We start from the raw sequence: 26,264 nt of genomic DNA on the forward strand, positions 1-26,264 counted from the left end.
TCTACGGGGGATTCAAGCCCGAGGACGGAAAGGTCGACATATCTCTGAGGGGCGGATTAAAGCTCGAGGACGGAAATTCTCTCAGCGGCGGATTGAAACCGCTCGGCTGCGAGATCACGGTTACGGGCGATTCGGTCACGATTCTGACGACGGTGCCGGATTCTCCGCCGATCTGCAAGGGCACTCGGGCGACGGAATCGGGCGTTCCGGTCAGCGACAATAAGATCAAATCACCCGAGCTTACCTGTGCCTGCCCCCGGATTTCTCCTTCCGGAAATGCGGCCGAGCTGACATTCACGAAGATGTTGCCGTCTCTCATGGCCGCAGCCAAATCCGGAAGCGTGGCTATGTTTCTTCCGATCGTGGAAACGCAATCTACCCCTTGAATGATATTGGCTCCGGTTATGGTCGATTGTACTTGCAGTGTGCCGTCCCAGCTGCCCTGAATCGCATTCAGAAGCGGAATGATTGCGGGCCCGGGCGCGCCTACTGGACCGCAATGCAGCTGGATTCCGGTGACGTTTACCCCATTGGTGAGAGCCAAGACGAACGACATCACGGTTTCGTCCGGACTGAATTCGAAACCCGCTTGGCCCGACATCGAGGTGGTCACTGGTGCGGGTATTTCCTCGGAACCGCTGAGAACAGCGTCGAACCGAAGGGGCAAGGTGTTTCCGTTGCTTCCATGAGCCATGCCCGCGGCAATAATCGAACAGAGCAGTATCGGTACAGTGCGGCGGTTCACGTCTGATCTCCTTAGTCGTATCTATCCACCGGAAACATCGAGCGAACGCGAATCTCCCACGTTACCAGCGACGTCGATGACTTTTCCCGGCAATCCAAGTGCACTGTCGGTTTTCTCTAGGATAAGGCTTTAACCTGAGACAAATACTTTTCCGGAGATGTTCCGAGTGATGTCGGGGCGGGTCGCCCCAATCGAACGTTTGTAGTGTTGATCGTCGAAGGCCCGGAAGTGTAAACAGTCGTACCCGATGCGCTATAGTTGCTCCTTCGAATGTTTTCGCAGAATGGCCTTAAGAAGATGGAGACAAGGGCTGCCAGACGTGTCCGCTTATACGGGACGTTGCGGTTTCGCCGGACTCGTCAGGCCCGATACACGCTACCGGAGGGTTTAATGAAGAAATGCTTGTCCTTCGTTGTTCTGTGCTTTGTCGTCGCTTTCGGTTCCGCGAGTAAAGCCGAGGTATATAAGGTAACGGGTCCCGACGGAAAAGTGACGTACACCGATAGTCGTGCGGAAGGCGGCAACAGTGCCAAAGTCGAACTCGTCGAGATCGACTCTTACTCGGGCTCGCCCGAAGTTTCATCGGTTGAAGACGCCGCGGTATCCCAGAAAGTGACGATTTTTACCACCGAATGGTGCGGCGTGTGCCGGAAGGCGAAATCGTATATGGCAAGCCACGGTATTGCCTACGATGAATTCGATATCGAGAAATCTCGGTCCGCCAAGACTCGATTCGATCAGCTCGGTGGCAGGGCCGTTCCGGTCATCCTGGTCGGAAATGAAAAAATGACCGGATTTTCCCCGACCAAGCTTGAGACTATGCTGAAGGACGCTGGCATTTGATTTTCGAATCCGCCGTAGTATCCGATCGTGTAGAGATGCCGCAGGGACATCTACCGGGGAGAAGGTCGGCGTTTACGGAATCCAAGAGTTCATTTGACTTATGCAAGGGATGAGAAGATATGCAGCCGGAGAAGCAGAGAGTTTCGATTGTTCGATGGGCCCGGTGGGCCATAGTCATTGCTGTCGCGTTGGTCGTATTGATCGTGGCCGCCTTGTTTATCGTGGGCAGAAAACCGCCTACCGAAGAGGTTATCCCGCCGGTTCCGCCGGCGCCTCAGGAGCCCGGTAGAGCACCGATTCCGGAGCCGCAAGTAGAGGTTCCGGCTGCGGTCGAAATTTCCATCGCGGGACAGGGCGGGCCTGGTTGCGAAGCCGAGAAGAATGCACACGAAGTGATCGTCAAGGAAATGGGCGGGAAGGATATTTTCGACGCTTACGAAAAAGGCGTGTTGCTGACCGACGAGGAAGGCGTGACGAATAAGTATTACTTGGATGTCGATGGCGTGCCGGAAGACAAGAAGTCCCAACTGCCGGTCCTGTTCGCAACGGGAAACCATCTGAAAGTGCGATATGTGATTTGCGGGAGCGGAGGACTTCGGTTTCTGACGTCCGTACAGGCGCAGCCGAACGGTTGATGGAAGAAGGCTTGTTTCAGTTTGCGCTAACGGCTTTTCTGACTTTGGCCGTGGTCGTTGATCCGCCCGGCGCGGCACCGATGTTTATCGCTTTGACCCGCGGACTGGGAAAAAGCGAGCGGCGCAAGACCTTGAGCCGCGCTTTGCTCATCGCTTTCGGCGTAACGGTTTTTTTTCTGCTGGCCGGCAAATATCTGCTCGCGCATCTCGGGGTTACCGTGCACGCGTTCGCGATCAGCGGAGGCATTCTCCTTTTCGTGACCGCAATGCCCATGCTGTTCGGGCAGCGTGCCGGCCTTCAGGCGCCTAAAGTCGAGGAAAAGCGCACGGCAGGCGAAGACATCGCGATTTTCCCGCTCGCAATACCCTTGCTTTCCGGGCCCGGCACCATTACCGCCGTTCTGCTGCTAGCCAATAGAGCCGGTACGGATACCCGTCGCATGAGCGTGCTTGCCGGCGTCATCGCCGCAATTTATCTGATCACGTGGTTGCTGTTGTACGTCAGCGAAATCGTTACGGGATACCTCGGCGAAAGCAAGGTGCATATCATTACCCGCGTCCTTGGCATCGTGCTTGCGGCGCTTGCGGCGCAATTCGTTCTCAACGGCATCGCGGGTTTTTACCATTCTTTGATCCATCCTTTAAATCAACTGCAATAAAACCATGAAAGTACTGATAGTCGGCGGCGGCGGACGTGAGCACGCTTTAGCCTGGAAAGCAGCGCAGTCTCCCAAAGTGGAGACGGTTTTCGTCGCACCCGGCAATGCCGGAACGCTTGCCGAACCGAAAGTGGAGAATCGTCCGATTGCGGCCGAGGATATTCCGGGCTTGTTGGCATTCGCTAAGGAGCGGGCCATCGATCTTACGATCGTCGGTCCCGAAGCTCCGTTGGTGGCCGGCATCGTGGACGAATTCCGCGCGGCGGGGCTCAAGTGCTTCGGCCCCACTCGGCTTGCCGCGCAGCTTGAGGGCTCCAAGGCATTCTGTAAGGATTTTCTGGCTCGCCACGGTATTCCGACCGCCGAATACCAAACGTTTACGGCGGTCGACGAGGCGGTCGCCTATATCCGGCGAAAAGGTGCGCCGATCGTGATCAAGGCGGACGGATTGGCCGCCGGCAAGGGTGTGGTCATCGCTCAGTCGGAACAGGAGGCGGTAGATGCCGTAACCGACATGTTGTCGGGCAATGCCTTCGGTTCTGCGGGCCATAGAGTCGTGGTCGAGGAATTCCTGAGAGGCGAGGAAGCCAGCTTCATCGTCATGGCCAACGGGCTGGACGTCCTGCCCATGGCGACGTCCCAGGATCACAAGGCGCGGGACGACGGAGACAAAGGCCCCAATACCGGCGGTATGGGCGCTTATTCGCCGGCCCCGGTGGTGACGCCGGAAATCCACGATCGCATCATGAAGGAAGTGATCGAGCCCACGCTGCGCGGAATGGCGGCGGACGGCATCCCTTACTCCGGCTTTCTTTATGCCGGGGTGATGATCACGCCGGACGGCACGCCCAAGGTGCTCGAGTTCAACTGCCGTTTCGGCGACCCCGAAACCCAGCCGATCATGATGCGGCTCAAGAGCGATCTGGTCGATCTGTGTCTTGGCGCAGTGGAAGGACGCTTGAGCCGGGTTAGTGCCGAATGGGACGAGCGCGCCTCGTTGGGCGTCGTATTGGCGGCGGGCGGATACCCCTTCGACTATGCCAAGGGCGACGAAATCCAAGGTTTGCCGGAGAAGGCGAGTGCGGATACCAAAGTCTTTCATGCCGGTACGGCGCGGTCGGACGGCAAGATCGTTACGGCCGGAGGACGCGTGCTCTGTGTGTGCGCCTTGGGCGAATCCGTTCTGGAAGCTCAGCGGAAAGCGTATGAACAGGTGCGAGAAATCCGCTGGGAAAACATGTATTACCGCACCGACATCGGCTACCGGGCTATAGGCCGCTGACCGGGCTGAAGATGGGCGATCAGCGCGGCGCGGTTTTTAGCGGCAGGTTGACGACCTGCGGATAACCGTCGAGCTCGAGCCCGATGCGCAGGATTTTGGCGCTTCGGGCTTCTTCTTTTCCGGGAAAAAACAGATAGCCGTAAGCCAGTTCCCCTGGTTGCAATCGCTGGTTGCGCAGCGATTTTCCGATCAAATCCCGGCGTATGCGGTCTTCCAGGTCTTGCGAGTCTTGTCCTCCGCCGACGATTGCTCCGACACCGGCGCCCGCGGCGGCGTGTTCGGGCAGATTGTTGCTGAGTCCGTCGCCAAACCCGCCGTACAAGATCATCCCGATAGCGAACGAGGTCAGCGCACCGGCACCGGCGCCCCATGCGGCGCCTCGCGCCGCATTGCCCATCAGGGTGCCGAACTGCATGGCACTCGCCACGCGGTTATGGGCTTGCTCGCCGGTCAGCAGCGGCCAAGCCTGGGCATCCTGATCGATCAGAAACGTTTGCTGCGGGTTGACCCTGACGACGCTCGCGCTTTGATTATCGATGAGGAGGCGTACCGGGAGTAGTCCGGCTTTGCGTATGTCGAATCCGAACGCTTGCTCTGCCTGTTCGGGATCAGCGTAAGCTTCTGCCGCCACACGAGCACCCTCCACGTCCACGTGATCGCGGTTCGACGAGGGCAGCGGCACGGGAGGAATGCGGTTCTCATAGGTCATACAGGAAACCAGCAGGGCGCACATCAATAAAAGCGCGCGTCGGCCGGCCGGGAGGAAAATCGGTAGTGTCGGAGATTGTTTCATTTTCTGAGAGGCCGGATCGGAGCAATCCGCGCGCTGCGGGACGATGACTTCAATTATAATCCATCGTTTTGAAGCGCCTGCGAATCGACTCACTCAAGAGGGATATACGTTACTCATGTTTCAAGAGAACGAAATTTCCGAAAGGACTTTATCGCCCGCTCAACAGGATGTGCAACGGCTCTTCCAGTTTGTGGCGGCCCAGGTAATCGGACAGGATACTCTGATCGAGCGGATGCTGATCGCGCTGCTCGCGGACGGGCACATTCTCGTGGAAGGTGCGCCCGGCCTTGCCAAGACTCGGGCGATCAACGTGCTGAGCCGCGCCGTCGAGGGCGATTTTCACCGCATTCAATTTACCCCGGACTTGCTGCCGGCCGATCTGACCGGCACCGAGATCTATCGTCCTCAGGACGGTTCGTTCCATTTTCAGCCCGGACCGTTGTTCCATAATTTGGTGCTGGCCGACGAGATCAACCGTTCGCCGGCCAAGGTGCAGTCGTCCCTGCTCGAAGCGATGGCGGAACGCCAGATTACCGTCGGTCGCGTGACCTACAAGCTGCCGGATCTGTTCATGGTGATGGCGACACAAAATCCCATCGAACAGGAAGGAACGTATCCGCTGCCCGAGGCGCAGTTGGACCGTTTCATGTTGTATATCCGGATCGGTTATCCCGAAGCCCAGTACGAGCGCGCGATTCTGCGGCTGGTGCGGGAGGAATCCCGGCGCGGACGTGCCGCCTCGGAGGCGGAGTTCAAGTCCGTCAGCCAAGAGACCTTGTTTTCGGCGCGGCAAGAAGTGCTCGATCTCTATATGGCCGATACCCTGGAGGAATATCTGCTGCAACTGGTGCTGAGTACCCGCAACCCCGGAGCTTACGGCAAGGAACTCGAACGCTGGCTGCAATACGGCGCGAGTCCCCGCGCCAGCATAGCCTTGGACCGGTGCGCCCGTGCCCGAGCCTGGCTGTACGGACGCGATTACGTGACGCCCGAGGACATTCAATCCATTGCTCCGGACGTGCTGCGCCATCGCTTGATCTTGAGCTATGAGGCGGAAGCGGAAGGCGTGTCGTCGGACCGCGTTGTCCAGGAGCTGCTTCGCCGGGTAGCCGTGCCTTAACCGGGCCGCTTGCGCCGATGTGCTAAAGTTCAATAAGCACATCAGACCCTTTTCGTCGGCGAAGTGGTGCGAAATCATCGGCGCTACTCGCTCGCTGGCGGCTTTAGAAAACGAGATTACAGAGATATAGCTCGATACATGCAGCCATTCCAAGCGGAATTTATCGAATACGCACTCCAATGCGGCGTCTTGCGCTTCGGTGATTTCACCCTGAAGTCCGGTCGGCACAGTCCGTATTTCTTCAATACCGGGCTCTTCGACACCGGAGCCCGTCTGGCAAAGCTCGGCGAGTTCTATGCCAAGACCATGTTGCACGAGGGCATCAAAGCCGATGTCTTGTACGGCCCGGCTTATAAAGGTATCCCCCTGGTTTGCGCCGCGGCCATGGCCCTGGCCCGGGAAACCGGGGAGGAAGTCCCGTTCGCCTTCAATCGCAAGGAGGCTAAGGATCACGGCGAGGGCGGTTCGCTCGTGGGAGCGCCGCTTACAGGTTCGGTGCTGATCGTCGACGACGTGATTACGGCTGGTACCTCGGTGAGGGAGTCGGTGGACATCATCCGGGCTGCCGGGGCGGTACCAAGCGGCGTTCTGATCACCCTGGATCGGCAGGAAAAGGGACGGGGCGAGCTTTCCGCGGTGCAGGAAGTCGCCAATCAGTTTCAGTTGCCGGTTTATTCCATCGTCACGCTGCGCAATATTCTCGAATTTCTTCAGAAGGCCAATCGTCGCACGGACGTTGAAGCGATTCGGGAATACCAGTCCCGATTCGGCGTGTTATGACACCTCTAACCGGTTTTCGCGTTGCCTGGATCACGTTTGCCGTCGCCGTTTATGGGGCGGGCAGCGATGCCGCGACTTACCGGTGGGTCGACGAAAAAGGCGCCGTGCATTACTCCGACCGGGTTCCGCCCGAGGAGGCCAAGCACCGCCGCTCCAAGCTCGATGCCCAAGGGCATGAGGTGGAAGTGCTCGAGGGCGCCAAGTCGCCGGAGCAAATCGAGGGCGAAAACCAGCTCAAACAGTTGCGTCTCGACCAGGAGCGGATTTTGGCCGGGCAGCGGGATCGGGATTTGGCGCTGCTCAGAACCTACCGCAGCGAGGAAGAGATCAACCTGGCCTTGCAAGGAAAATTGAACATGCTGGATTCCTTGATCAAGGTGACCGAAGCCAATAAACAGCGCCAACAGGCGTTATTGGACGGACAGGAAAAGCGCGCCGCAGATCTGGAGAAAAAAGGGCAGGCGATTCCAAAAAGTCTACGCGACACAATGGAAGCGGCACGACGACAGATCGCCGGTCACGAGGCGAAAATAAAGCGCATCGAAGCCGAAAAAGCCTCAATTTCGGATAGCTTTGCCAAGGACATCGCCCGCTTCAAAGCGATCAACGACCCGAAGCGCGGCTTGAGATGGCATCAAACCTGGATCGAGTCGCCGAATAGCGCGGATAAGTCCGATACCGGGAACATCATCGTCAGCGCTGTTTCCTGCTCAGCGGGAGCGATGTGCGACAAGGCGTGGAGCCTTGCGCGAGCTTACCTGCTCGAACATACCGATACGCCGTTATCCATCGATAACGACAAAATCCTGCAAACGGCGGCTCCCCGTGACGAGCGGGAGTTCACTACAACCGTTACCCGCATCACCCGCAAAACCGAGAACGTCATTTTTCTCGACATACGGTGCCGGCCGTCGACAGTCGGCGAAACGCTTTGCGCAAGCCCCGAAGTTCGCCAGATCCGTGCCGGTTTCAAGCCTTACGTAGAGGCCGGTTTGGCCGGTCCTGGGTGAGTTTCGTGAGCGGGCACCTCGAAAAACTTCGAGGTGCTCGTACGGGGCAGTGATGCCCCGTCGTTTTCGGCCGCGTAAGCGGCTGAAAACGTAAGCCAAGCCGAAACCGCGTTTGGGCTTGGCGAAGAGAAAAACCGCCGGGAAGGCGGTTTTTCGAGGTTTCAAGCGCCGGTTCCGTTAGCGACGCATCAGGAGCGTGCCGATCCCCTGATCGGTGAAAAGCTCCAACAGCACGGCGTGGTCGATCCGTCCGTCGATGATGTGAACGCTGGCGACGCCGCCTTTGAGAGCGTCCGTGGCGCAGCGCACCTTCGGGATCATGCCGGAGGTAATGGTGCCGTCCGAGATCAAATCATCCACTTCGGACAGGGATAGCCCGGTCAATAGACTTCCTTCCTTGTCCAGAATGCCCTTGGTGTTGGTTAAAAGTATCAGCTTTTCGGCTTTCAAGACCTCCGCCATTTTGCCCGCCACCAAGTCGGCATTGATGTTGTAGGAAAAACCGTCGGCACCGACGCCGATCGGTGCGATGACCGGGATGAAATCGCCCTGTACCAGCATGTCCACCACGGACGGGTCGATGCTCTCGACCTCGCCGACATGGCCCAGATCGATGATCTCGGGTTCCTCGGTTTCCGGAGAACGTTGCTTGACCACGATCTTGCGGGCACGCACTAAGTCGCCGTCCTTGCCGCTCAGTCCGACCGCCGAACCGCCATGCCGGTTGATCAAATTGACGATTTCCTTGTTGACCAGGCCGCCGAGCACCATTTCGACTACATCCATGGTTTCGGCATCGGTCACCCGCATGCCTTGCACGAATTCGCTGGTCTTGCCCAAACGTTGCAGCAGATTGCCGATTTGGGGGCCGCCGCCGTGGACGACGACCGGATTGATGCCGACGAGCTTCAGCAACACGATGTCCCGGGCGAAGCTGTTCTTGAGCCGTTCCTCGGTCATGGCATTGCCGCCGTACTTGACGACTACGGTCTTGCCTTTGAAGCGCCGGATGTAAGGCAGCGCTTCGATCAGGACGTGCGCGATGTGGGTTGCGGAGTTGATTTCGATGGACTCTTGCTTTTTCACGGATGACTCCAGGAGAGTGGGGCGGAAGCACGCTGTTCCGCCGGATGTCTGAATCCTATTGATGCCCCGTATGTCCGAAGCCCCCAGCGCCTCTTCGGCTGGTTTCGAAGTCATCGACCCGTTCGAATTCCACCTGCACTACCGGCACGAACACCATCTGCGCAACACGGTCGCCGATCTGGATTTCGAAGGATTCGGTTCCCCGGTTCCAGCAGGAGACGAAAACCTGGCCCTGGTAATCGGAATCGATCAGGCCGACCAAATTGCCGAGCACGATGCCGTGCTTGTGTCCGAGTCCCGAGCGCGGCAACAGTACGGCGGCGAGATTGGGGTCTTCGATGTGGATGGCGAGCCCCGTCGGAATCAGTTTGGATTCGCCCGGTTCGAGCCGTAGCGGTTCGTCGAGGCAGGCCCTAAGATCCAGCCCGGCCGCGCCGGAGGTGGCGTAATGGGGCAGGGGAATCTCGCTCCCGAGGCGCTTATCGAGAATCTTTAACTGAATTTTGCGCATGATAACGTTCGGCAATGAGTCGTATGAGTTGTTCGGCAATGGTTTTCTTCGGAGCTAGCGGCAAATAGGTATGACCGCCGTTCCAGCAAACGAAGAGCGCGTTGTCGTCGTTTTCGAATCCGCCATTGTCACGCCCGACCCAGTTGGCGGCCACCATGTCCAGCGATTTGGCCGCCAGCTTGTGCCGGGCATAGTCTTCGAGTTTATCGGTCTCGGCGGCGAAGCCCACGGTGAACGGGCGTTTCGGCGAGGCGCTGACGGCGCTCAGTATGTCCTGGGTCTTGCGCAGTGTCAGAACCATCTCCGACTGGTTTTTCTTGATTTTTTGGTTCGCTGTGGTTTCCGGGGAATAGTCAGCCACCGCCGCGGCGCCGATATAGATATTGGCGGACGGGACCTTGTCCATGACGCAGCGGTACATGTCCGCGGCGCTCTCGACCCATGAGACCTCGTGTACGTTCGGGACCTTCAGGGCCGTGGGGCCGGTCACCAGACTGACCTTCGCGCCAGCCCGCCCGGCGGCCTCCGCAAGCGCGTAGCCCATCTTGCCCGAGCTTCGGTTGCTGATGTAACGCACCGGATCAATCGGTTCGCGGGTAGGGCCAGCGCTGATCAGGACCGACAGTCCGGCCAGAACCCCGCCTCCGAAGAAGCTTTCCAACTCCTCCAAAATCCGTTGCGGTTCTAAGAGCCGGCCCATGCCGACCTCGCCGCAGGCCTGATCGCCTTCCGCCGGCCCGAGTATTCGAACGCCCCGGTCGGACAGGCGGCGGACGTTCTCTTGGGTCGCCGGGTTGTCCCACATGGCCTGGTTCATGGCGGGGGCGAAGGCGATCGGGGCGCGGGTTGCCAGGCACACCGTCGACAAAAGATCGTCGCCGAGTCCGATCCGGAGCTTGGCAATGAAATCGGCCGTGGCCGGCGCGATCAGCACCAGATCCGCCCACCGGGCCAGGCTGATATGCCCCATGGCCGATTCCTCGCCGGTATCGAGCAACTCGGTATGCACCGGATTGCCAGAAAGCGCCTGAAACGTCAGCGGAGAGACGAAAGCCGTCGCTGCATGGGTCATGACGACCCGTACCGAGGCGCCGGCATTACGCAAAAGTCTGGTCAGTTCGGCAGCTTTGTAGGCGGCGATACCGCCCGTAACACCCAAAACGATGTTTTTACCGGTGAGATAGGTCAATGTTGGCTGGTTTCGATAAGAGGTTGAGCCGCCGCATTATGGCAAGTTTGCGTTACGGCTTCTATGCTTTGCTGCGATTCGGTTTGAAACACTTTATTGGACGGGGGGAGCTATGCCCATCACGGATTGGCCCGACGACGAAAGACCGCGGGAAAAGCTGCTTCAAAAAGGACCGCTGGCGTTGTCGGATGCGGAGCTGCTGGCGATTTTCCTGCGCACGGGGGTCAAAGGCAAGACTGCGGTGGATCTGTCTCGCGAACTGCTCAACGAGTTCGGCTCGCTGAGGGCATTGCTGGAAAGCGACTTCGAACGGTTCAGCCGCAGCCGCGGGCTCGGGACGGCCAAATATGCCTTGCTTCAGGCCGTGCTCGAAATGGCCCGAAGACATCTCAAGGAGACGCTCCGGCGCGGAAGCGCGCTAACCAGTCCCGACCTGACCCGCCGCTATCTCGCCGCGCAGTTGCGCAGCCATCCTCACGAGGTATTCGCGGCTCTCTTTCTCGACAATCAGCACCGGATCATCGAATTTGAAGAACTGTTCCGGGGCACCATAGATGGAGCCAGCGTCTATCCTAGGGAAGTGGTTAAAAAGGCCTTGTCCTTCAATGCCGCGGCCGTGATATTCGCCCACAACCATCCTTCGGGCATCGCCGAACCCAGCGAGGCCGACAAGCACATCACGCACAGGCTCAAGCAAGCCTTGTCGCTCATCGATATACGCGTGCTCGATCATTTCATCGTTGGTGACGGGGAAGCCTATTCTTTCGCTGAGCACGGGTTGATATAGTGCGTTGCTAAGCGATCTTGTCGATGGAGCCGAACATGCAGCGTGTACCCGAGCCGGAATTGATGGACGAGGAAGATCAGGCCCGTGCCTATGCGGAAGCGGATTTTTCCGAGCCGCACGATCATTTCGTCTCCCTGTTTCGATCCGCGTTTCCGGACGACACGCTGGCCGGCGCAGTTCTCGACTTAGGCTGCGGTTCGGCCGACGTAACCGTGCGTTTCGCCCGCGCCTTTCCGAATTGCCGGATCGACGGCGTGGACGGCGCCGAAGCCATGCTCGAGTTCGGCCGTAAAGCCGTTCGCTCGGCAGGCTTGGAGCAGCGTATCCGGCTGATCAGAGCCTATCTTCCCGATGCCACCTTACCGCTGACGTCTTACGATGCGGTGATCTCGAATTCGCTGCTCCATCACCTGGCCGATCCCATGGTGTTATGGGCGTCCGTGAAGCGGTGGGGAAAATCCGGCGCGCCGATTTTTATTATGGACCTGCTGCGGCCCGAGAGCGAAGAGCAGCTAAACGAACTGGTCCGGCAGTATGCGGCCGACGCGCCGGAGGTGCTGAAACGGGATTTCTCGAACTCCCTTCGTGCGGCTTACCGGCCGGATGAAATCCGCGCGCAATTGGAGAAAGCCGGCCTAGCCGATTTTGCCGTCACTATCGTCAGCGATCGTCATCTCGTCGTGTCGGGCCGACTTTCTTTGCTGGAAACCCAGCGTTAAGCGGGTGACCGAGGCCGCTTTCATGGCCGAATAGAGTCATTTCTTGCACGACGCATTTGTCGCGTTGACTCGAGGACCGCCGCCGATTCTGTCGTTGCTCCGGACTCCGGGCAAGACGCTCAGCACATTGTCGCCCGTGCCGCCTTAATGGCTCGGCGACACGGATCACCCTTATGCCGCATCTGTGTAAACATCTCAGACGCGGCGAATCGTCCCGGCGCATTGCTCGGCGTGTCACGGGAGGAGGCGCAGTAGAAAGGCTAAAGACAACATCGGACGCTGTGGAAAACAATCATCGTATCTGGCTGTCAAGTCCAATATAGCCGTATGGTGCAAATACCCTTGGCGGTTAGCCTAAGCGCCTTGTACTGCAAGGGTAATTGTTCTAATGTAGGCTTTTTATTAGGACTTTAGAACGATAAAGGGCGGCCATGGCCATTCGGAATGCATTTTATGCCCAATCCGGCGGTGTAACCGCCGTCATTAACGCATCGGCATGCGGTGTGATCGAAACCGCGCGGCGGCACCGTAATCATATTGGTAGTGTTTATGCCGGGCGGAATGGCATTATCGGTGCGTTGACCGAAGATCTTATCGACACGGCTCAGGAATCCGATCAAGCCATTGCCGGGCTGCGGCACACGCCGGGCGGCGCTTTCGGCTCCTGCCGCTACAAGCTGAAGGGACTCGAGGAGAGCAAGGCGCAATACGAACGGCTGATCGAAGTCTTCAAGGCCCACGATATCGGCTATTTCTTCTACAACGGCGGCGGCGATTCGGCCGATACCTGTCTGAAAGTGTCTCAGCTTTCGGAGAAGATGGGTTATCCATTGTGCGCCATTCATATTCCCAAGACGGTCGATAACGACCTGCCCATTACCGACAACTGTCCCGGTTTCGGTTCCGTAGCCAAGTACATTGCGGTTTCCACCCGTGAAGCGAGCTTCGACGTGGCCTCGATGGCGGCCACTTCAACCAAGATATTCGTGATCGAGGTCATGGGGCGCCATGCTGGCTGGATCGCTGCCGCCGGAGGATTGGCGGCCGATGCGGAACACGATATCCCGCTGGTGATCCTGTTTCCCGAAATTCCCTTCGATCAAACCGAGTTTCTGGCCGCGGTCGACGAGAGGGTCAAGCGTTACGGCTATTGCTCGGTAGTGGTCTCGGAAGGCGTAAAGGGGGCGGACGGCAAGTTTCTGGCCGATGCCGGTATCAAAGACGTTTTCGGCCACACCCAGCTTGGCGGTGTCGCCCCGGTCATTGCCGCTCTGATCAAGAGCTCGCTGGGCCACAGGTATCACTGGGCCGTGGCCGATTATCTGCAGCGCGCCGCCCGGCACATTGCTTCCAGAACCGATGTCGAACAGGCTTACGGCCTCGGTAAGGCCGCCGTCGAACTGGCTTTGGATGGCCGGAATGCGGTCATGCCCACGATCGATCGTATTTCCGATTCGCCCTATCGGTGGAAGATCGGTCACGCCGACTTGTCGGACGTGGCCAATGTGGAAAAGAAGATGCCGCGGGAATTCATTTCTCCAGACGGCTTCGGCATTACCGATGCTTGTCGCGCCTATTTGCTCCCTTTGATAGAGGGCGAAGATTACCCGCCGTACAAAGATGGCTTGCCGAATTACGTCGTGTTGAAAAATGCGTCGGTTCCCAAGAAGCTGACCAGCCAATTTGCAGTTTGATTTCCGAGTTCATGCCCCATGTGACGTAAAAACAAGAAAGCAAAAAGAGGAGGAGAAAATGGCTTATTTACTCGTCGCCCGCGCGCAAGAGGGCGTCCGGTTAGTGCTGAATGACCGTCGCTGTAAAATGATCGCCGGTTTGGGACTCATCGAGTTCCTATACATCGGTTTCACAATCGGCTGGGGAGTGGCTTTCGCGTTCACGGCTGCGGTTGCCGCCCTGATCTACGGAATCCTTTCCATTGCCTGGATTAATATTCAATCGCCGGGCAATGAGCGCATGGTGGAAATTGCCTCCGCCATTCAGCAAGGCGCCAAAGCTTATCTGAACCGCCAGTACAAGACGATCGGTCTGGTCGGCGGGGTTCTCTTCCTCGTTATCGGTGTCGCCCTCGGGTGGGCTGTCGCCATCGGCTTTGCCGTCGGTGCGGTGCTGTCCGGCGTTGCCGGTTACATCGGCATGAACATCTCGGTGCGCTCCAATTCCCGCACTGCACAGGCCGCATATCAAGGCATGAATGCCGCTTTCACCGTGGCTTTCCGGGGCGGTGCCATCACCGGCCTGTTGGTGGTCGGATTGGGCCTTTTGGGTGTCGCCGGTTACTATGTCATCCTGAAAGCCTCCGGCGTCGACGATCCGTTGCACGCACTGGTGGGACTCGCCTTCGGTGGTTCTTTGATTTCCATCTTCGCCCGTTTGGGCGGCGGCATCTTTACCAAGGGCGCCGACGTGGGCGCCGATTTGGTGGGCAAGGTCGAGGCCGGGATTCCCGAGGACGATCCCCGAAATCCTGCGGTCATCGCCGACAACGTGGGCGACAACGTGGGCGATTGTGCCGGCATGGCCGCCGACTTGTTCGAGACCTACGCGGTGACGATCGTCGCCACCATGCTGCTGGCCAGCCTGCTCACCGCCGGGTCGGAGAACGCCATCGCTTATCCCTTGGTGCTCGGCGGAATTTCCATCATTGCATCCATTATCGGCACTTCTTTCGTGGAGGTTGCCGAGGGACGCAAGATCATGAGCGGCCTCTACAAAGGCGTCATCGTCTCCGGCGGCTTGTCCGCCCTGGCGTTCTATCCGGTCACTCTGGCATTGTTCGGTGGCGATGTTTCGTTTGCGGGCGAATCGATTTCGGCCCACAGCATCTATTTCTCCGCCCTCATCGGTCTTGTTCTTACAGGGGTGATGGTCGCCATCACCGAATACTACACGGCAACCGAATTCAAGCCGGTTCAGCATATCGCATCGGCGTCGACCACCGGGCACGCTACCAACATCATCGCGGGGCTTGGCATCTCCATGAAGTCGACGGCGGGCCCCGTTGTTGCCGTATGTGCCAGCATCTGGGGAGCCTACGAGCTGGCCGGTTTGTTCGGAATCGCCGTGGCGGCCACGGCAATGCTGTCCATGACCGGCATGATCGTGGCGCTGGACGCCTACGGTCCCATTACGGACAACGCCGGGGGCATCGCTGAGATGGCCGATTTGCCCGCCGAAATCCGTAACATCACCGATCCTCTCGATGCCGTCGGCAATACCACCAAAGCGGTAACCAAGGGGTACGCCATCGGCTCCGCAGGGCTTGCCGCGCTCGTGCTGTTCGCCGACTACACCCATAATTTGGGCGGCGGCATTACCTTCGACTTGTCGAACCACATGGTGGTCATCGGGCTTTTCATCGGCGGCTTGGTGCCTTATCTGTTCGGTGCTTTGGCCATGGAGGCCGTGGGCCGTGCCGCAGGCGGAATCGTTAACGAGGTTCGGCGGCAGTTCCGCGAGATTCCCGGCATCATGGACTATACAGCCAAGCCCGATTATTCGAAGGCGGTGGACATGCTGACCGTGGCCGCGATCAAGGAGATGATCGTGCCATCCCTGTTGCCCGTGGCGATACCCATTCTGGTGGGGTTGCTGCTCGGTAAGGAGGCATTGGGCGGCGTACTCATCGGTTCGATCATTACCGGGCTGTTCGTGGCCATTTCCATGACCACCGGAGGCGGTGCCTGGGATAACGCGAAAAAATATATAGAGGACGGCCATCACGGCGGCAAGGGGTCCGAAGCCCATAAGGCGGCGGTGACCGGCGATACCGTCGGCGACCCGTACAAGGACACGGCGGGCCCGGCCGTCAATCCGATGATCAAGATCATCAATATCGTGGCTCTTTTGATCATTCCGTTACTGTAAGTGACGCGACGATCCAGTTAAAGAGGCCGGCTTTGCCGGCCTCTTTGTTTCATGCATTTTTGATTCCTTTGTCTAGTCGGAATAGGCGAGCGATTAGGTCTAACCGAATATTCATTCGTTAATATCAGGTTTGAACCCATGGTGCGCAAAACAATCTTGAATGAGATCCACCGGCAGGCCGGCGGACGCATGGTGGAGTTCGCGGGTTGGGAGTTGCCGCTTCATTATGGTTCGCAACTGGAGGAGCATCACGCCGTGCGCCGGGATGCCGGTGTTTTCGATGTGTCGCACATGACCGTCATAGATCTCGACGGCGCGGATTGCGGGCGGTTTCTGAGAATGCTCCTGGCGAACGATGTCGATCGATTGAGCGGTCCCGGCAAGGCTCTGTATAGCTGCGTGCTTAACGAGAGCGGCGGGATACTGGATGACTTGACCGTTTTCCGCAGGGCAGGGGATCGGTTTCGGATTGTGAGCAATGCCGCTACTCGCGACAAGGTCATCTCTTGGATACAGCGGCAGGTCTCTGGATTCTCCGTGGGCGTCCTGCCCAGGCAGGATCTCGCGATTATCGCGGCGCAAGGGCCGGAAACGAGGCGCAAAGCGCGTGATGGCCTGCCTTCCGAATTGCATGTGGCCGTTATGTCCTTGGCGCCGTTCGAATTTGCCGAGGCTGGCGATTGGTTCATATCTTGCAGCGGATATACCGGCGAAGACGGTTTGGAAATCATCTTGCCTCAGGCCGATGCTGCTGCCCTGTGGGCAGTACTGATCGCTAACGGTTTTAGACCCTGCGGGCTTGGGGCGAGGGATACCTTGCGTCTTGAAGCCGGAATGCGGCTTTATGGATTGGACATGGACGAGACCGTAAGCCCTTTGGAATCCGGACTGGGTTGGACCGTGGCCTGGGAGCCGGTCGAGCGGCAGTTTATCGGTCGCAAGGCCTTGGAGGAGCAGCGGAAAATCGGGCAACTGCGCCGTTTTGTGGGACTCGTGTTGAACGATAAAGGCGTGCTGCGCCATGGGCAGAAGGTCGTCGTTCCGCCGTTTGGTGAAGGTGTTGTCACGAGCGGGATTTTCTCGCCTACACTGAATCGCTCGGTCGGCTTTGCTCGTCTGCCTCCCGGCAGCTATGAGCGTGCCTGGGTAGAGATTCGCGGCCAATCGAAAGAGGCGTGGATTACGCCGCCACGTTTTGTCAGGCAGGGGCACGCGGCTTTCGGCTTGGATCGAATTTAGCAGCTATTAAGCTAGTATTTATAGGGTGGTTAGCATGGGCTCGCCGAGTTGTATGTGAGGCGTGTCACATAAACGAAAATAATATTCCGCCTTGGAGTGTGAGCGGCTATAGATGAATACCCTCGTATTGGCAATCGGTATCCTCAGTCTCGGTGTGGCGGGCTGGCTCGGCTTCAAGTTGGTCGCCGCTAAAAGGACCGCTGCTCGTTCCGATATTCAGGATCCTTCGGATTCGTTTCTGTTGGACTCGCCCAGTGTCGAGCCCACGCTCATCCGAACCGAGCCGGTTCCTCCCGAAATTCTTAAGCGTTTGGCGCCGCTGGCAACACTGAGCGAGGAGGAACTGATCGCCTTCGCTTCCGGGCGCCTAATGGAGTTCTATCCGGCAGGTTCGACCGTGCTTCGTGGCTCTGAAATGCCCGAGACGGCAGTGTTTCTGCTTAAAGGCACGGTTATGGTCGGGCCGGAACGTGGCGGCAAGACGAAGGTGGATTCGGATAGCGATGCCGCACGCTTCCCGCTGAATCGCGACGGGCTGAGTTCGATTGCGGCGAATGCCTGGACGGACGTTTGGGTGCTGCGCGTGCCCGCAGTGATCTTGCGACAGTATGCGGAGAGATCGAGCGCCCGGACGATAGTTCCGCCCGATTTGACTCGATCGCCGCTTCCTCGTGAACTGGGTGGGAGCAATTTGTTTTATGTCTTCTGCCGTACCTTTCATAAAGGCAAGCTCGACTTGCCGGCTTTTCCGTCCGTGGCCTTCAAATTAAGGCAGGCCATGCGCGAGGAGATCGACTTCGTAAAGGCGACAAAAATCGTGCAGATGGATCCCGTACTTGCGACTAAGTTGGTGCAAGTGGCCAATTCTCCTCTCTATCTCACGGCCGAGCCGGTCAAGACGTGTCAGAGCGCCATTGCTCGGCTAGGTCTGGTGGCGACCCGCAACCTCATTTTCACCATGAGTATGAAAGGTCTCTTCAACGCGGGTAGTCCGCAGATCAGAAAACTCATGTTGGACGTGTGGAAGAGCAGCCTTCAACTGTCGGTGATTTCTTCCGTGCTGGCGGCGAGAACCGGTCAGGTCGATCCCGATAAAGCGCTGTTGGGCGGATTGATCGTTCGCATCGGCGCCATTCCTTTTCTGTCTTTTGCCGAAAAATTTCGGTCTGAGTATCACGGCTCGGCGGAACTCGAGGCAGCCCTGCCGATTATTCAAGGGCCGGTCGGCCAATATTTGCTCGCTAAGTGGGAGTTTGCCGACGAATATCTCGATCTTCCGATCATTGCCGAGCAATGGAACTACTCGTCGGGTACGGATCGGCTGGGTTTGGCCGATATCGTCCGGCTAGCGGCCTGGCACAGTTATGTCGGAACGCCCAAGATGGGAGATTTGCCCCCGATCACCGAATTACCCGCATACGCTAAGCTCAAAGATGCCACGCTGACTCCGGAGCAGTCGCTCAAGGTATTGTACGATGCCAAGGAGCAGATTGCCGAAACCTTGAGGGTATTCGGTCAGTAATGTATGTAACAGTTTTCGACAGTGTCCTGTGATAGAGTTGAGAAATGAGCTTGCTGACACGAATTTTCGGTTCTAGGAGGCAAACAGCCAGCCTCAAGACGCAAACACCGGTCGAGGACGGGGCGGACGCTTATCCGCAAGCTGCGAAAATCGTTCCTTCGTCACGGGAGGGGATGTCCATCAACTTGGACATCCTGAAAGAATTGTTTCCGATCCGCACCCTCAGCGAAGACGAATTGGACGCATTCGTTTTGGAGAGAAAGGCCGAGGTTTATGGACCCGGCACGATTCTGTTCAAGGCCGGGGAACCGATCGAATCGATTCATTACCTCTTGGGAGGGACGGTTCTGATGGATCTCGGTGACGGGAAAACTTACGAGATCAGTGCAAATACTGCCAAAGCGAGGTTTCCCTTGTGCTGCGGCAAGCAGTACAGCGCCACGGCGTACGCGCAGACCGAAATTCAGATATTGCGCGTCGCCAGCAAGATCATGAGTCGAGGCGTGGTCAGGTACGAATCGGCGCAAACTCTAATAGACTCCAACGATGAGCGGATTCCGGAAGCTGTTCGGGGAGGCCGGCTGTTTCAGGCTTTCGCCCAGTCTTACGGCGAGGAAGAACTGCGAATCCCCTCTTTGCCGGACGTGGCTTTCAAGCTAAGGCAGGCCATACAACACGATGTCGACATCCGTGAAGTCGTCAACATCGTTCAACTCGATCCCGCCGTTGCCGCCAAACTCGTTCATGTCGCCAATAGCCCTCTGTACTTGCCTGTTCGTCCGATCAATAATTGCCACGATGCAGTTTTGCGTTTGGGGCTGGCGGCGACCCGGAACCTGGTGACCAGCTTTTGTCTGAGGCAGGTTTTCCGTGGTCAAGACCCTTACATCAATCAAGCCCTTCACAGGCAGTGGGAAACGAGCATCAAGCTATCCAGCCTCTGTTATGTTTTAGCCGCCGAGAACGAAGGAGTGAGTGAAGAGGAAGCCTTGTTAGCCGGATTGGTTGCCGATATCGGCGTAGTGCCGTTTCTCTATTTTGCCGAAAAGTTTCCTCGCGAGTACTGGAGTCCGGACGAGATCGAGTCGGCGATGCCTCATATTCGGGGTCCGGTAGGGGCTTTCTTGCTGAAAAAGTGGGATTTTCCGGCCGATTTGATCGAAATCCCGATGCTGGCTGAAGAATGGTATCACGACAGCGGCAATGCCCTTGCTCTCAGCGATATCGTGATCTTATCCAGGCTGCATAGCTATATCGGTACGCGTCGCATGGCGGAGCTGCCGGCAATCAATTCCATTCCGGCATGCGCCAAACTCAAGGATAGTCGGTTGTCGCCGACCCATACCCTTAACGTCCTGCATGAAGCCAAGGAGAGGATCGATCGGACTATGAAGTTTTTCAAAACCTGACGTGGCCGTATTCCGTCCAACGTATATTTCCATTTGGTTTTTTTGAGTTTATGAGCAACCCATTACTTGATATGGATGGTCTTCCGCCGTTTTCGCGTATCAAAGCGGAGCATGTCGTGCCGGCTGTCGAACGGATATTGGAAGAAAACCGTGCTGCTATCGCGAAATTGCTTGAACATGGAAAAATAGATACCTGGGAACACCTGGTAGAGCCGTTGGAAGACTTGGATGACCGGCTAAACAAAGCCTGGTCTCCGGTAAGCCACATGAATGCCGTGGTGAACAGCGACGAGCTTAGAGAGGCCTACAACGCGTGTCTGCCGCTGTTGAGCGAATACGGGACGGAAATCGGCCAAAACGAGGAATTGTACGCGGCTTACCGCGGGCTTGCCGAAAGCCCGGGTGCAACCGAATTGAATACCGCGCAAAAGAAGATCCTTGAAAATGCGCTCAGGGATTTTCGTCTGTCCGGCGTTGAATTGACTCCGGAGAAAAAGTCCCGCTTCAAGGCCATTGCCCAAGAACTCTCCAAACTCGCCAGTCAATTTCAGGATAACGTGCTCGACGCGACGCATGCCTGGAGCAAGCACATCGAGGATGAAAAGCTGCTGAGCGGATTACCCGAGTCGGCGGTTGCGATGGCGCGCCAAGCAGCTGCGGCGCAGGGTAAGAGAGGTTGGCTGTTCAGTCTGGAATTCCCGTCTTATATTGCCGTGATGACTTATGCGGACGATCGGGATTTGCGCCGCGAGTTCTACACCGCCTACAACACTCGCGCGTCCGATCAAGGTCCTGATGCCGGACGCTGGGACAACTCCGAAGTCATGGAGAGGATTCTCGCCTTGCGCCATGAAGAGGCGCGGCTTCTCGGATTCTCGAACTATGCGGAATTGTCGCTTGCCACCAAAATGGCGCCCTCGACCGATGAGGTGATGCATTTTCTGAACGATCTGGCGCGCCGCAGCTTGCCTCAGGCGAGACGAGATCTCGAAGAGCTGAAAAACTTCGCAAGCCAAGAGCATGGTCAAGAAACGCTGGAATCTTGGGATCTGACTTATTATTCAGAGAAGCTTAGGCAGCATAAATTCGCCTTGTCCGAAGAAGAGATTCGAACCTATTTCCCCGTCAATCGGGTTGTTCCCGGGATGTTCGGCGTGGTCGAACGCTTGTACGGGCTTCAAATCCGGGAAAAATCCGGGGTGGATGTTTGGCATCCGGACGTCAGGTTTTATGAAATCCTTGGCCGCTCGGGCGATTTGTTGGGCGGTTTCTATCTGGATCTTTATGCGCGGCCGAAGAAACGTGGCGGAGCCTGGATGGACGAATGCGTCACCCGGCGCAGAATCGGCCAAAAGATACAGCACCCGATCGCGTATCTGACTTGTAATTTCACGCCTCCGACCAATGGCGAGCCGTCCTTGTTGCGGCATGACGAGGTGTTGACCTTATTCCATGAATTCGGTCATGGCTTGCACCATATGCTGACCAAGGTCGATTACCTGGGTGTTTCCGGCATCCACGGCGTGGAATGGGACGCCGTGGAACTGCCGAGCCAGTTCATGGAAAACTTTTGCTGGGAACCCGATGCGCTGGGACTCATATCGGGCCACTATCGGACCGGCGAGCCTTTGCCGGAAGATTTGCTTGACAAGATGATCGCAGCCCGCAATTTCCAGTCGGGCATGCAGATGGTCCGCCAGCTCGAATTCAGTGTGTTCGATTTCCGCATTCATTTGGAATACGATCCGAGCCGGGGTGGCCGGATTTATCCGATACTCGACGACGTCAGAAAGCAGGTGGCGGTATTTGTCCCGCCGCCTTTCAACCGGTTCCCGCACAGTTTCTCGCACATCTTCGGTGGGGGCTATGCGGCGGGCTATTACAGCTACAAATGGGCGGAAGTCTTGTCCAGCGACGCTTTCTCGCTGTTCGAGGAAGAAGGCATTTTTGCGCCGGACGTAGGCCGCTCGTTCTTGGAAAATATCCTCGAGCAAGGCGGCAGCCGCAAGGCCATGGAGCTTTTCACCGCCTTCCGCGGCCGCGAGCCGACGATCGATGCCCTGCTAAGGCACAACGGCATCGTTGAAGCGGCTTAGCGAATATACAAATCCTTATAATGAAGGCAGGGCGAGGGCGACGTAAGTTGCCCCGCCCGTTGTTTTGTCTTTTAACCGATATCCGCAGCTTGCCGTAGAGTCGGATGAACAGGCTCAGGCGCCGGTGCTTTGGGGGCGCCGGTTTTTCGTAACGAAAGTGAATCCATAACAACGACGTCTATGCTATACCGGCCGTTTGCCAGGGATTACGTCCTTCTCTGGTGCGTTCTCGTTTTCTCTGGCCTTGCCTTTAGGCCTCTTATACCCGTCGATGAAACCCGCGCCGTATCGGTAGCCTGGGAGATGTGGCTGCGAGGCGATTTCCTCGTACCTTCCCTGAACGGCGAACCGTACAGTCACAAGCCGCCTCTTTTCCAATGGATCATCCATTTGAGCTGGCTCATCTTCGGCGTCAACGACTGGACGCCGCGGTTGGTAGGTCCCTTGTTCGGCTTGGCCAATCTGATTCTGACCGAGCGTTTGGCGCGCCGGCTGTGGCCCGAGTTGGAGTCGGTATCCCGCCTGGCTCCTTTGATTTTGCTCGGTCTTGCGGTCTGGTCCATGTGGACCACCCTGACCCTCTACGACATGCTGGTGGCCTTTTTTGCCTTGCTGGGCGTGTTGGGTATTCTGCGCGCCGCTCAAGAACCTTCCTATCTCGGCTGGTTGATGACGGCTGTCGGGATCGGTGGAGGGGTACTGTCCAAAGGGCCCATCATCTTGCTGCTCATACTGCCGGTCGGTCTGCTGGCACCTTGGTGGATGGGGCGCGTTCCGCGTTCGGGCTGGGGCGGATGGTACGCCGGTATTCTGGCGGCTACCGTCTTGGGCGCGGCCATTGCCTTGGCGTGGGCTATTCCCGCCGGCATGTCCGGGGGCGAAGAGTACGCCCAAGCCATCTTTTGGGGGCAGTCGGCTGGCCGCATCGCCAATTCCTTCGCTCATAAGCGATCATGGTGGTGGTATGCGGCCATATTGCCGATTTTTTTGTTTCCATGGATTCTTTGGCCGGGTCTTTGGCGCAAGCTGATCGAGCTAAAGGCGGATCTGAAATTGCGCTTCTGCATTCTTCACGTTGCAGCCGTATTGATACTGTTATCGGCTGTCAGCGCCAAACAGATTCATTATCTGCTTCCTTCTCTGCCCATCTGGGCACTGATCTTCGCCCGGGTATTCGGCGATCCGTCGATTCAGGTCGGGCGCTTTGGTCAACGGGCATTCGGAACGGTCGTATTGGGCTTGGGGCTGGCGTTGGCTTTGCTTCCGGGTATCGCCGGTGTTCTCGGCTTTCCGAAAGCCGATAGCACAGTCGTGGCCGTCGCCGAAGCATCGCCCTTGATCGCGAGAGCGCTGATCATCGGACTGGGTGCTTTTCTACTGCTATGGCGGCCCGGTGACTCGGCAACGATGGTGCGGGCAGTCGTGGGAGCGATGATCGGCGTGGTGCTGGCCGCGCATCTCATTTATGTCGAGGCAGGGCGATCTCACCACGACATGCGGCCTATGGGAACTCGTCTTGCCCAGTTGCAAGCGCTGGGAGCATCGATTGCGCATTGGGAAAAATACAGCGGGGATTTTCAATTCGTCGGGAGGCTGAAAGAACCGCTCAAGGTGCTCCACACGCGTAAGGCGCTGTCCGAATGGTTGGCCGCACACCCCGATGGTTATGTTGTCATCGTGTATCGCGGTAGCAAGAAGGCATTTGAGGAGAGTGCCGAATTTTCCCAGCCTTATCGGGGCAATCGCCGTATCGGATTATGGAAAGCGTCTGCTCTACTTGCGCGGCCGGATGTGGTTGCCCGACCGACAGGCTGAGCGGGCTAAACCTTGGCCATCTTTCCGAGCGCAGGCTGTGGCTTAACGAGTCCCATAGACGACGATCGTCTTGCCTTTGGCCGAAAGGAGTCCCTGTTCTTCGAGATTTTTCAGAACCCTTCCCGCAACCTCCCTGGAGCAGCCTACGATGCGGCCCAGTTCCTGCCGGGTGATGCGGATTTGCATGCCGTCGGGGTGCGTCAGTGCTTCAGGCTGCTTGCATAGCTCTATGAGGGTGTGCGCGATACGACCGGAAACATCGAGGAATGCGAGGTTGCCGACCTTGCGGCTGGTGTGTAAAAGCCGCCGGGACAGCTGGCGCCCTAGGAGATTCAAAATGCCTACGGCATGTTCGGCGAGTTCGCCGTTGAGCAATTGAGAAAATCGAGCATAACCTATCTCGGCAAGTTGGCTCGGTTCACGGGTCGTGACCGTCACATCCCGAAGCATGGAGCCCATGAATACTCCGATTTCGCCGATAAACTCTCCCTTGTTCAGATAAGCGAGTACGATATCGTCACCGCTCGGCTTGTGCGCCAGACTGACCGTAACCGCGCCTTCGATGATGTAATAGAGCGTGTCTCCTGCATCTCCGGGCCGAATAATGTGCGTTTTGTTGGGATAACGACGGCGATGGCAATACGGCAGGAGATTTGCCAGAGCCTCGTCCGGTTTCGAGAGAGAATGCATAGGCGTTGCGGGTCTCGTGAATGGAAAGCGATCTATCAAGTTTAGCAGCGATTAATTTCGCTTGGCCCGGCGGGGAATTGTGATAAAGTATGCGGCTATTTTTACTCGGGGGTCTTCGATGAAGGCGCGCGTCAAGTGGGTAGAAAATGCGCTGTTCCTGGCTGAATCCGGCAGCGGTCACACGGTAGTCATGGATGGGCCGCCGGAATCGGGCGGCCGGAATCTCGGTGTGCGTCCGATGGAAACCTTGCTGATAGGGATGGGGGGATGTACGGCGTTCGACGTAGTACATATTCTCCGCAAAGGGCGGCACGATGTGCGGGATTGCGAGCTACAGCTCGAAGCTGAACGGGCGGAAACCGATCCCAAGGTTTTTACTCGGATCCACGTGCATTTCGTCGTTAAAGGCAAAGGACTGAGCGACGCAGTGGTCAACCGAGCGGTTCAACTCTCCGCGGAGAAATATTGTTCCGCATCGATTATGCTCGGGAAAACGGCCCAGATTACGCACGACTATGAAATCATCGAAGTCGAGTGAACGATGGACAGGTTTCTCGGTCTCATGAACTTTTGGCACCGGCCCTGCACTTTATTCGTGAGCGCGTGCGGTCAAGGGGCAGTTACAACCGACTACGGGGGTAATCGTTAGATCGATGGAAAAATTGCAGTTACACGGTTTCAATAACCTCACCAAATCGTTGAGCTTCAATATTTACGACATCTGCTATGCCAAATCGGGCCAGCAGCAGCGTCGTTACATCGAGTACATCGACGAGATGTACAACGCCAAACGCTTGACGCAGATATTGACCGATGTGAATGCGATCATCGGCGCCGAAATTTTGAACATAGCGCGTCAGGATTACGAGCCTCAGGGCGCCAGCGTGACCATGCTCATCTCGGAAGGGCACGTGCCGGATACCATCACCAATATCGAGGCGCCGGGTCCCGCGCCGGAATCCGTGGTGGCGCATCTGAACAAAAGCCACATCACGGTGCACACTTATCCGGAAAGTCACCCCTATGGCGGCATTAGCACCTTTCGGGCCGATATCGACGTATCCACCTGCGGCCGGATTTCGCCGCTAAAGGCGCTCAATTATCTGATCCACAGCTTCGAGTCCGATATCGTGATCATGGATTACCGCGTGCGCGGCTTCACGCGCGATATCAGCGGCCAGAAGCATTATAACGATCACGAGATCACGTCCATTCAGAACTACATTTCGGATGCGATGGCGGAGCGGTATCAGATGATCGACGTGAACGTCTATCAGGAGAAAATTTTCCACACCAAGATGATCCTGAAAGACTTCCATCTCGACAATTATCTGTTCGAGACCGACAAAGATGCGCTGACCGACGAGGAGCGTATCGCCATTCAGAAGCAGCTCAAGCAGGAAATGGCGGAAATCTTCTACGGCCGAAATTACAAACTGCGGCGATGAG

24 protein-coding genes are annotated in these 26,264 nt (G+C 57.3%); 18 read left to right on the forward strand and 6 right to left on the reverse strand.

The genetic code is table 11. The features are described 5' to 3' along the window. Position 1: 1 nt before the first annotated feature. A complete protein-coding gene (locus ACWJJK_RS01795) occupies positions 2–745 on the reverse strand; it encodes a CHRD domain-containing protein (protein ID WP_156880089.1) in 744 nt (247 codons plus the stop codon). 390 nt (positions 746–1,135) lie between these two features. On the opposite strand from ACWJJK_RS01795, the gene ACWJJK_RS01800 reads away from it, so the two are divergent. From ACWJJK_RS01800 to purD, 4 genes are all read left to right on the forward strand, one after another. Continuing rightward, complete coding sequence (locus ACWJJK_RS01800; RefSeq protein WP_166642658.1) at positions 1,136–1,588, forward strand: glutaredoxin domain-containing protein; 453 nt, start codon at positions 1,136–1,138, stop codon at positions 1,586–1,588. Between the two features lie 119 nt (positions 1,589–1,707). Further along, the gene (locus ACWJJK_RS01805) at positions 1,708–2,223 is read left to right on the forward strand and encodes a hypothetical protein (RefSeq protein ID WP_077730274.1); all 516 of its coding nucleotides are present in this window, start codon (positions 1,708–1,710) and stop codon (positions 2,221–2,223) included. Beyond that, positions 2,223–2,882 carry a MarC family protein gene (locus tag ACWJJK_RS01810; protein ID WP_077730275.1) on the forward strand — a complete coding sequence of 220 codons (660 nt, stop codon included), beginning with the start codon at positions 2,223–2,225 and terminating at the stop codon, positions 2,880–2,882. The genes ACWJJK_RS01805 and ACWJJK_RS01810 overlap by 1 nt, the downstream gene beginning before the upstream one ends. Positions 2,883–2,886: 4 nt before the next feature. Further along, the gene (purD, locus tag ACWJJK_RS01815) at positions 2,887–4,164 is read left to right on the forward strand and encodes a phosphoribosylamine--glycine ligase (protein ID WP_156880088.1); all 1,278 of its coding nucleotides are present in this window, start codon (positions 2,887–2,889) and stop codon (positions 4,162–4,164) included. A gap of 19 nt (positions 4,165–4,183) precedes the next feature. Here purD and ACWJJK_RS01820 read toward each other — a convergent pair whose 3' ends face one another. Next, complete coding sequence (locus tag ACWJJK_RS01820; RefSeq protein ID WP_347257960.1) at positions 4,184–4,873, reverse strand: hypothetical protein; 690 nt, start codon at positions 4,871–4,873, stop codon at positions 4,184–4,186. Between the two features lie 199 nt (positions 4,874–5,072). Between ACWJJK_RS01820 and ACWJJK_RS01825 the strand changes: the two genes are divergently transcribed. From ACWJJK_RS01825 to ACWJJK_RS01835, 3 genes are all read left to right on the forward strand, one after another. Beyond that, complete coding sequence (locus tag ACWJJK_RS01825) at positions 5,073–6,077, forward strand: AAA family ATPase (RefSeq protein WP_156880086.1); 1,005 nt, start codon at positions 5,073–5,075, stop codon at positions 6,075–6,077. Between the two features lie 138 nt (positions 6,078–6,215). Further along, on the forward strand, positions 6,216–6,857 hold the full coding sequence (gene pyrE / locus ACWJJK_RS01830; RefSeq protein ID WP_077730279.1) for an orotate phosphoribosyltransferase: 642 nt from the start codon (positions 6,216–6,218) through the stop codon (positions 6,855–6,857). Continuing rightward, positions 6,854–7,867 carry a DUF4124 domain-containing protein gene (locus ACWJJK_RS01835; RefSeq protein WP_156880085.1) on the forward strand — a complete coding sequence of 338 codons (1,014 nt, stop codon included), beginning with the start codon at positions 6,854–6,856 and terminating at the stop codon, positions 7,865–7,867. Before pyrE ends, ACWJJK_RS01835 begins: the two co-directional genes overlap by 4 nt. A gap of 177 nt (positions 7,868–8,044) precedes the next feature. On the opposite strand, the gene argB is transcribed toward ACWJJK_RS01835, so the two are convergent. The 3 genes from argB to coaBC are packed head-to-tail and all read right to left on the reverse strand — an operon-like array spanning position 8,045 to position 10,653. After that, positions 8,045–8,953 carry an acetylglutamate kinase gene (argB, locus tag ACWJJK_RS01840; RefSeq protein WP_077730281.1) on the reverse strand — a complete coding sequence of 303 codons (909 nt, stop codon included), beginning with the start codon at positions 8,951–8,953 and terminating at the stop codon, positions 8,045–8,047. A gap of 55 nt (positions 8,954–9,008) precedes the next feature. After that, the gene (gene dut, locus ACWJJK_RS01845) at positions 9,009–9,464 is read right to left on the reverse strand and encodes a dUTP diphosphatase (RefSeq protein WP_077730282.1); all 456 of its coding nucleotides are present in this window, start codon (positions 9,462–9,464) and stop codon (positions 9,009–9,011) included. Then, entirely contained in the window at positions 9,433–10,653 is a 1,221-nt protein-coding gene (coaBC, locus tag ACWJJK_RS01850; protein ID WP_156880083.1) for a bifunctional phosphopantothenoylcysteine decarboxylase/phosphopantothenate--cysteine ligase CoaBC, read from the reverse strand. The genes dut and coaBC overlap by 32 nt, the downstream gene beginning before the upstream one ends. 112 nt (positions 10,654–10,765) lie before the next feature. Here coaBC and radC point away from each other — a divergent pair, with 112 nt between their 5' ends. From radC to ACWJJK_RS01895, 9 genes are all read left to right on the forward strand, one after another. Next, positions 10,766–11,440, forward strand: coding sequence for a RadC family protein (radC, locus tag ACWJJK_RS01855; RefSeq protein ID WP_077730284.1), 675 nt, complete (start codon positions 10,766–10,768; stop codon positions 11,438–11,440). A gap of 35 nt (positions 11,441–11,475) precedes the next feature. Next, positions 11,476–12,159, forward strand: coding sequence for a class I SAM-dependent methyltransferase (locus ACWJJK_RS01860; protein ID WP_077730310.1), 684 nt, complete (start codon positions 11,476–11,478; stop codon positions 12,157–12,159). A gap of 431 nt (positions 12,160–12,590) precedes the next feature. Then, the gene (locus ACWJJK_RS01865) at positions 12,591–13,853 is read left to right on the forward strand and encodes a 6-phosphofructokinase (RefSeq protein ID WP_086133165.1); all 1,263 of its coding nucleotides are present in this window, start codon (positions 12,591–12,593) and stop codon (positions 13,851–13,853) included. Between the two features lie 58 nt (positions 13,854–13,911). Continuing rightward, complete coding sequence (locus tag ACWJJK_RS01870) at positions 13,912–16,044, forward strand: sodium-translocating pyrophosphatase (RefSeq protein ID WP_347257493.1); 2,133 nt, start codon at positions 13,912–13,914, stop codon at positions 16,042–16,044. A 138-nt stretch (positions 16,045–16,182) separates the two neighbouring features. After that, positions 16,183–17,283, forward strand: coding sequence for a glycine cleavage system aminomethyltransferase GcvT (gcvT, locus tag ACWJJK_RS01875; RefSeq protein WP_077730286.1), 1,101 nt, complete (start codon positions 16,183–16,185; stop codon positions 17,281–17,283). A gap of 112 nt (positions 17,284–17,395) precedes the next feature. Further along, positions 17,396–18,805: an HDOD domain-containing protein gene (locus ACWJJK_RS01880; RefSeq protein WP_077730287.1), complete on the forward strand. Its 1,410-nt coding sequence runs from the start codon at positions 17,396–17,398 to the stop codon at positions 18,803–18,805. A gap of 44 nt (positions 18,806–18,849) precedes the next feature. Next, entirely contained in the window at positions 18,850–20,214 is a 1,365-nt protein-coding gene (locus ACWJJK_RS01885) for an HDOD domain-containing protein (RefSeq protein ID WP_077730288.1), read from the forward strand. Positions 20,215–20,264: 50 nt separating this feature from the next. After that, positions 20,265–22,310, forward strand: coding sequence for an oligopeptidase A (gene prlC / locus ACWJJK_RS01890; protein WP_454128600.1), 2,046 nt, complete (start codon positions 20,265–20,267; stop codon positions 22,308–22,310). A gap of 303 nt (positions 22,311–22,613) precedes the next feature. Continuing rightward, positions 22,614–24,125: an ArnT family glycosyltransferase gene (locus ACWJJK_RS01895; protein WP_454128601.1), complete on the forward strand. Its 1,512-nt coding sequence runs from the start codon at positions 22,614–22,616 to the stop codon at positions 24,123–24,125. A 42-nt stretch (positions 24,126–24,167) separates the two neighbouring features. Here ACWJJK_RS01895 and crp read toward each other — a convergent pair whose 3' ends face one another. After that, complete coding sequence (crp, locus tag ACWJJK_RS01900) at positions 24,168–24,815, reverse strand: cAMP-activated global transcriptional regulator CRP (RefSeq protein ID WP_077730291.1); 648 nt, start codon at positions 24,813–24,815, stop codon at positions 24,168–24,170. A 118-nt stretch (positions 24,816–24,933) separates the two neighbouring features. Here crp and ACWJJK_RS01905 point away from each other — a divergent pair, with 118 nt between their 5' ends. Both ACWJJK_RS01905 and speD read left to right on the forward strand, forming a co-directional pair. After that, on the forward strand, positions 24,934–25,353 hold the full coding sequence (locus ACWJJK_RS01905; protein ID WP_077730292.1) for an OsmC family protein: 420 nt from the start codon (positions 24,934–24,936) through the stop codon (positions 25,351–25,353). A gap of 115 nt (positions 25,354–25,468) precedes the next feature. Then, positions 25,469–26,263 carry an adenosylmethionine decarboxylase gene (speD, locus tag ACWJJK_RS01910; RefSeq protein ID WP_077730293.1) on the forward strand — a complete coding sequence of 265 codons (795 nt, stop codon included), beginning with the start codon at positions 25,469–25,471 and terminating at the stop codon, positions 26,261–26,263. The last annotated feature ends 1 nt before the right edge of the window (position 26,264 follow it).

This window comes from Methylocaldum gracile (assembly GCF_053646815.1).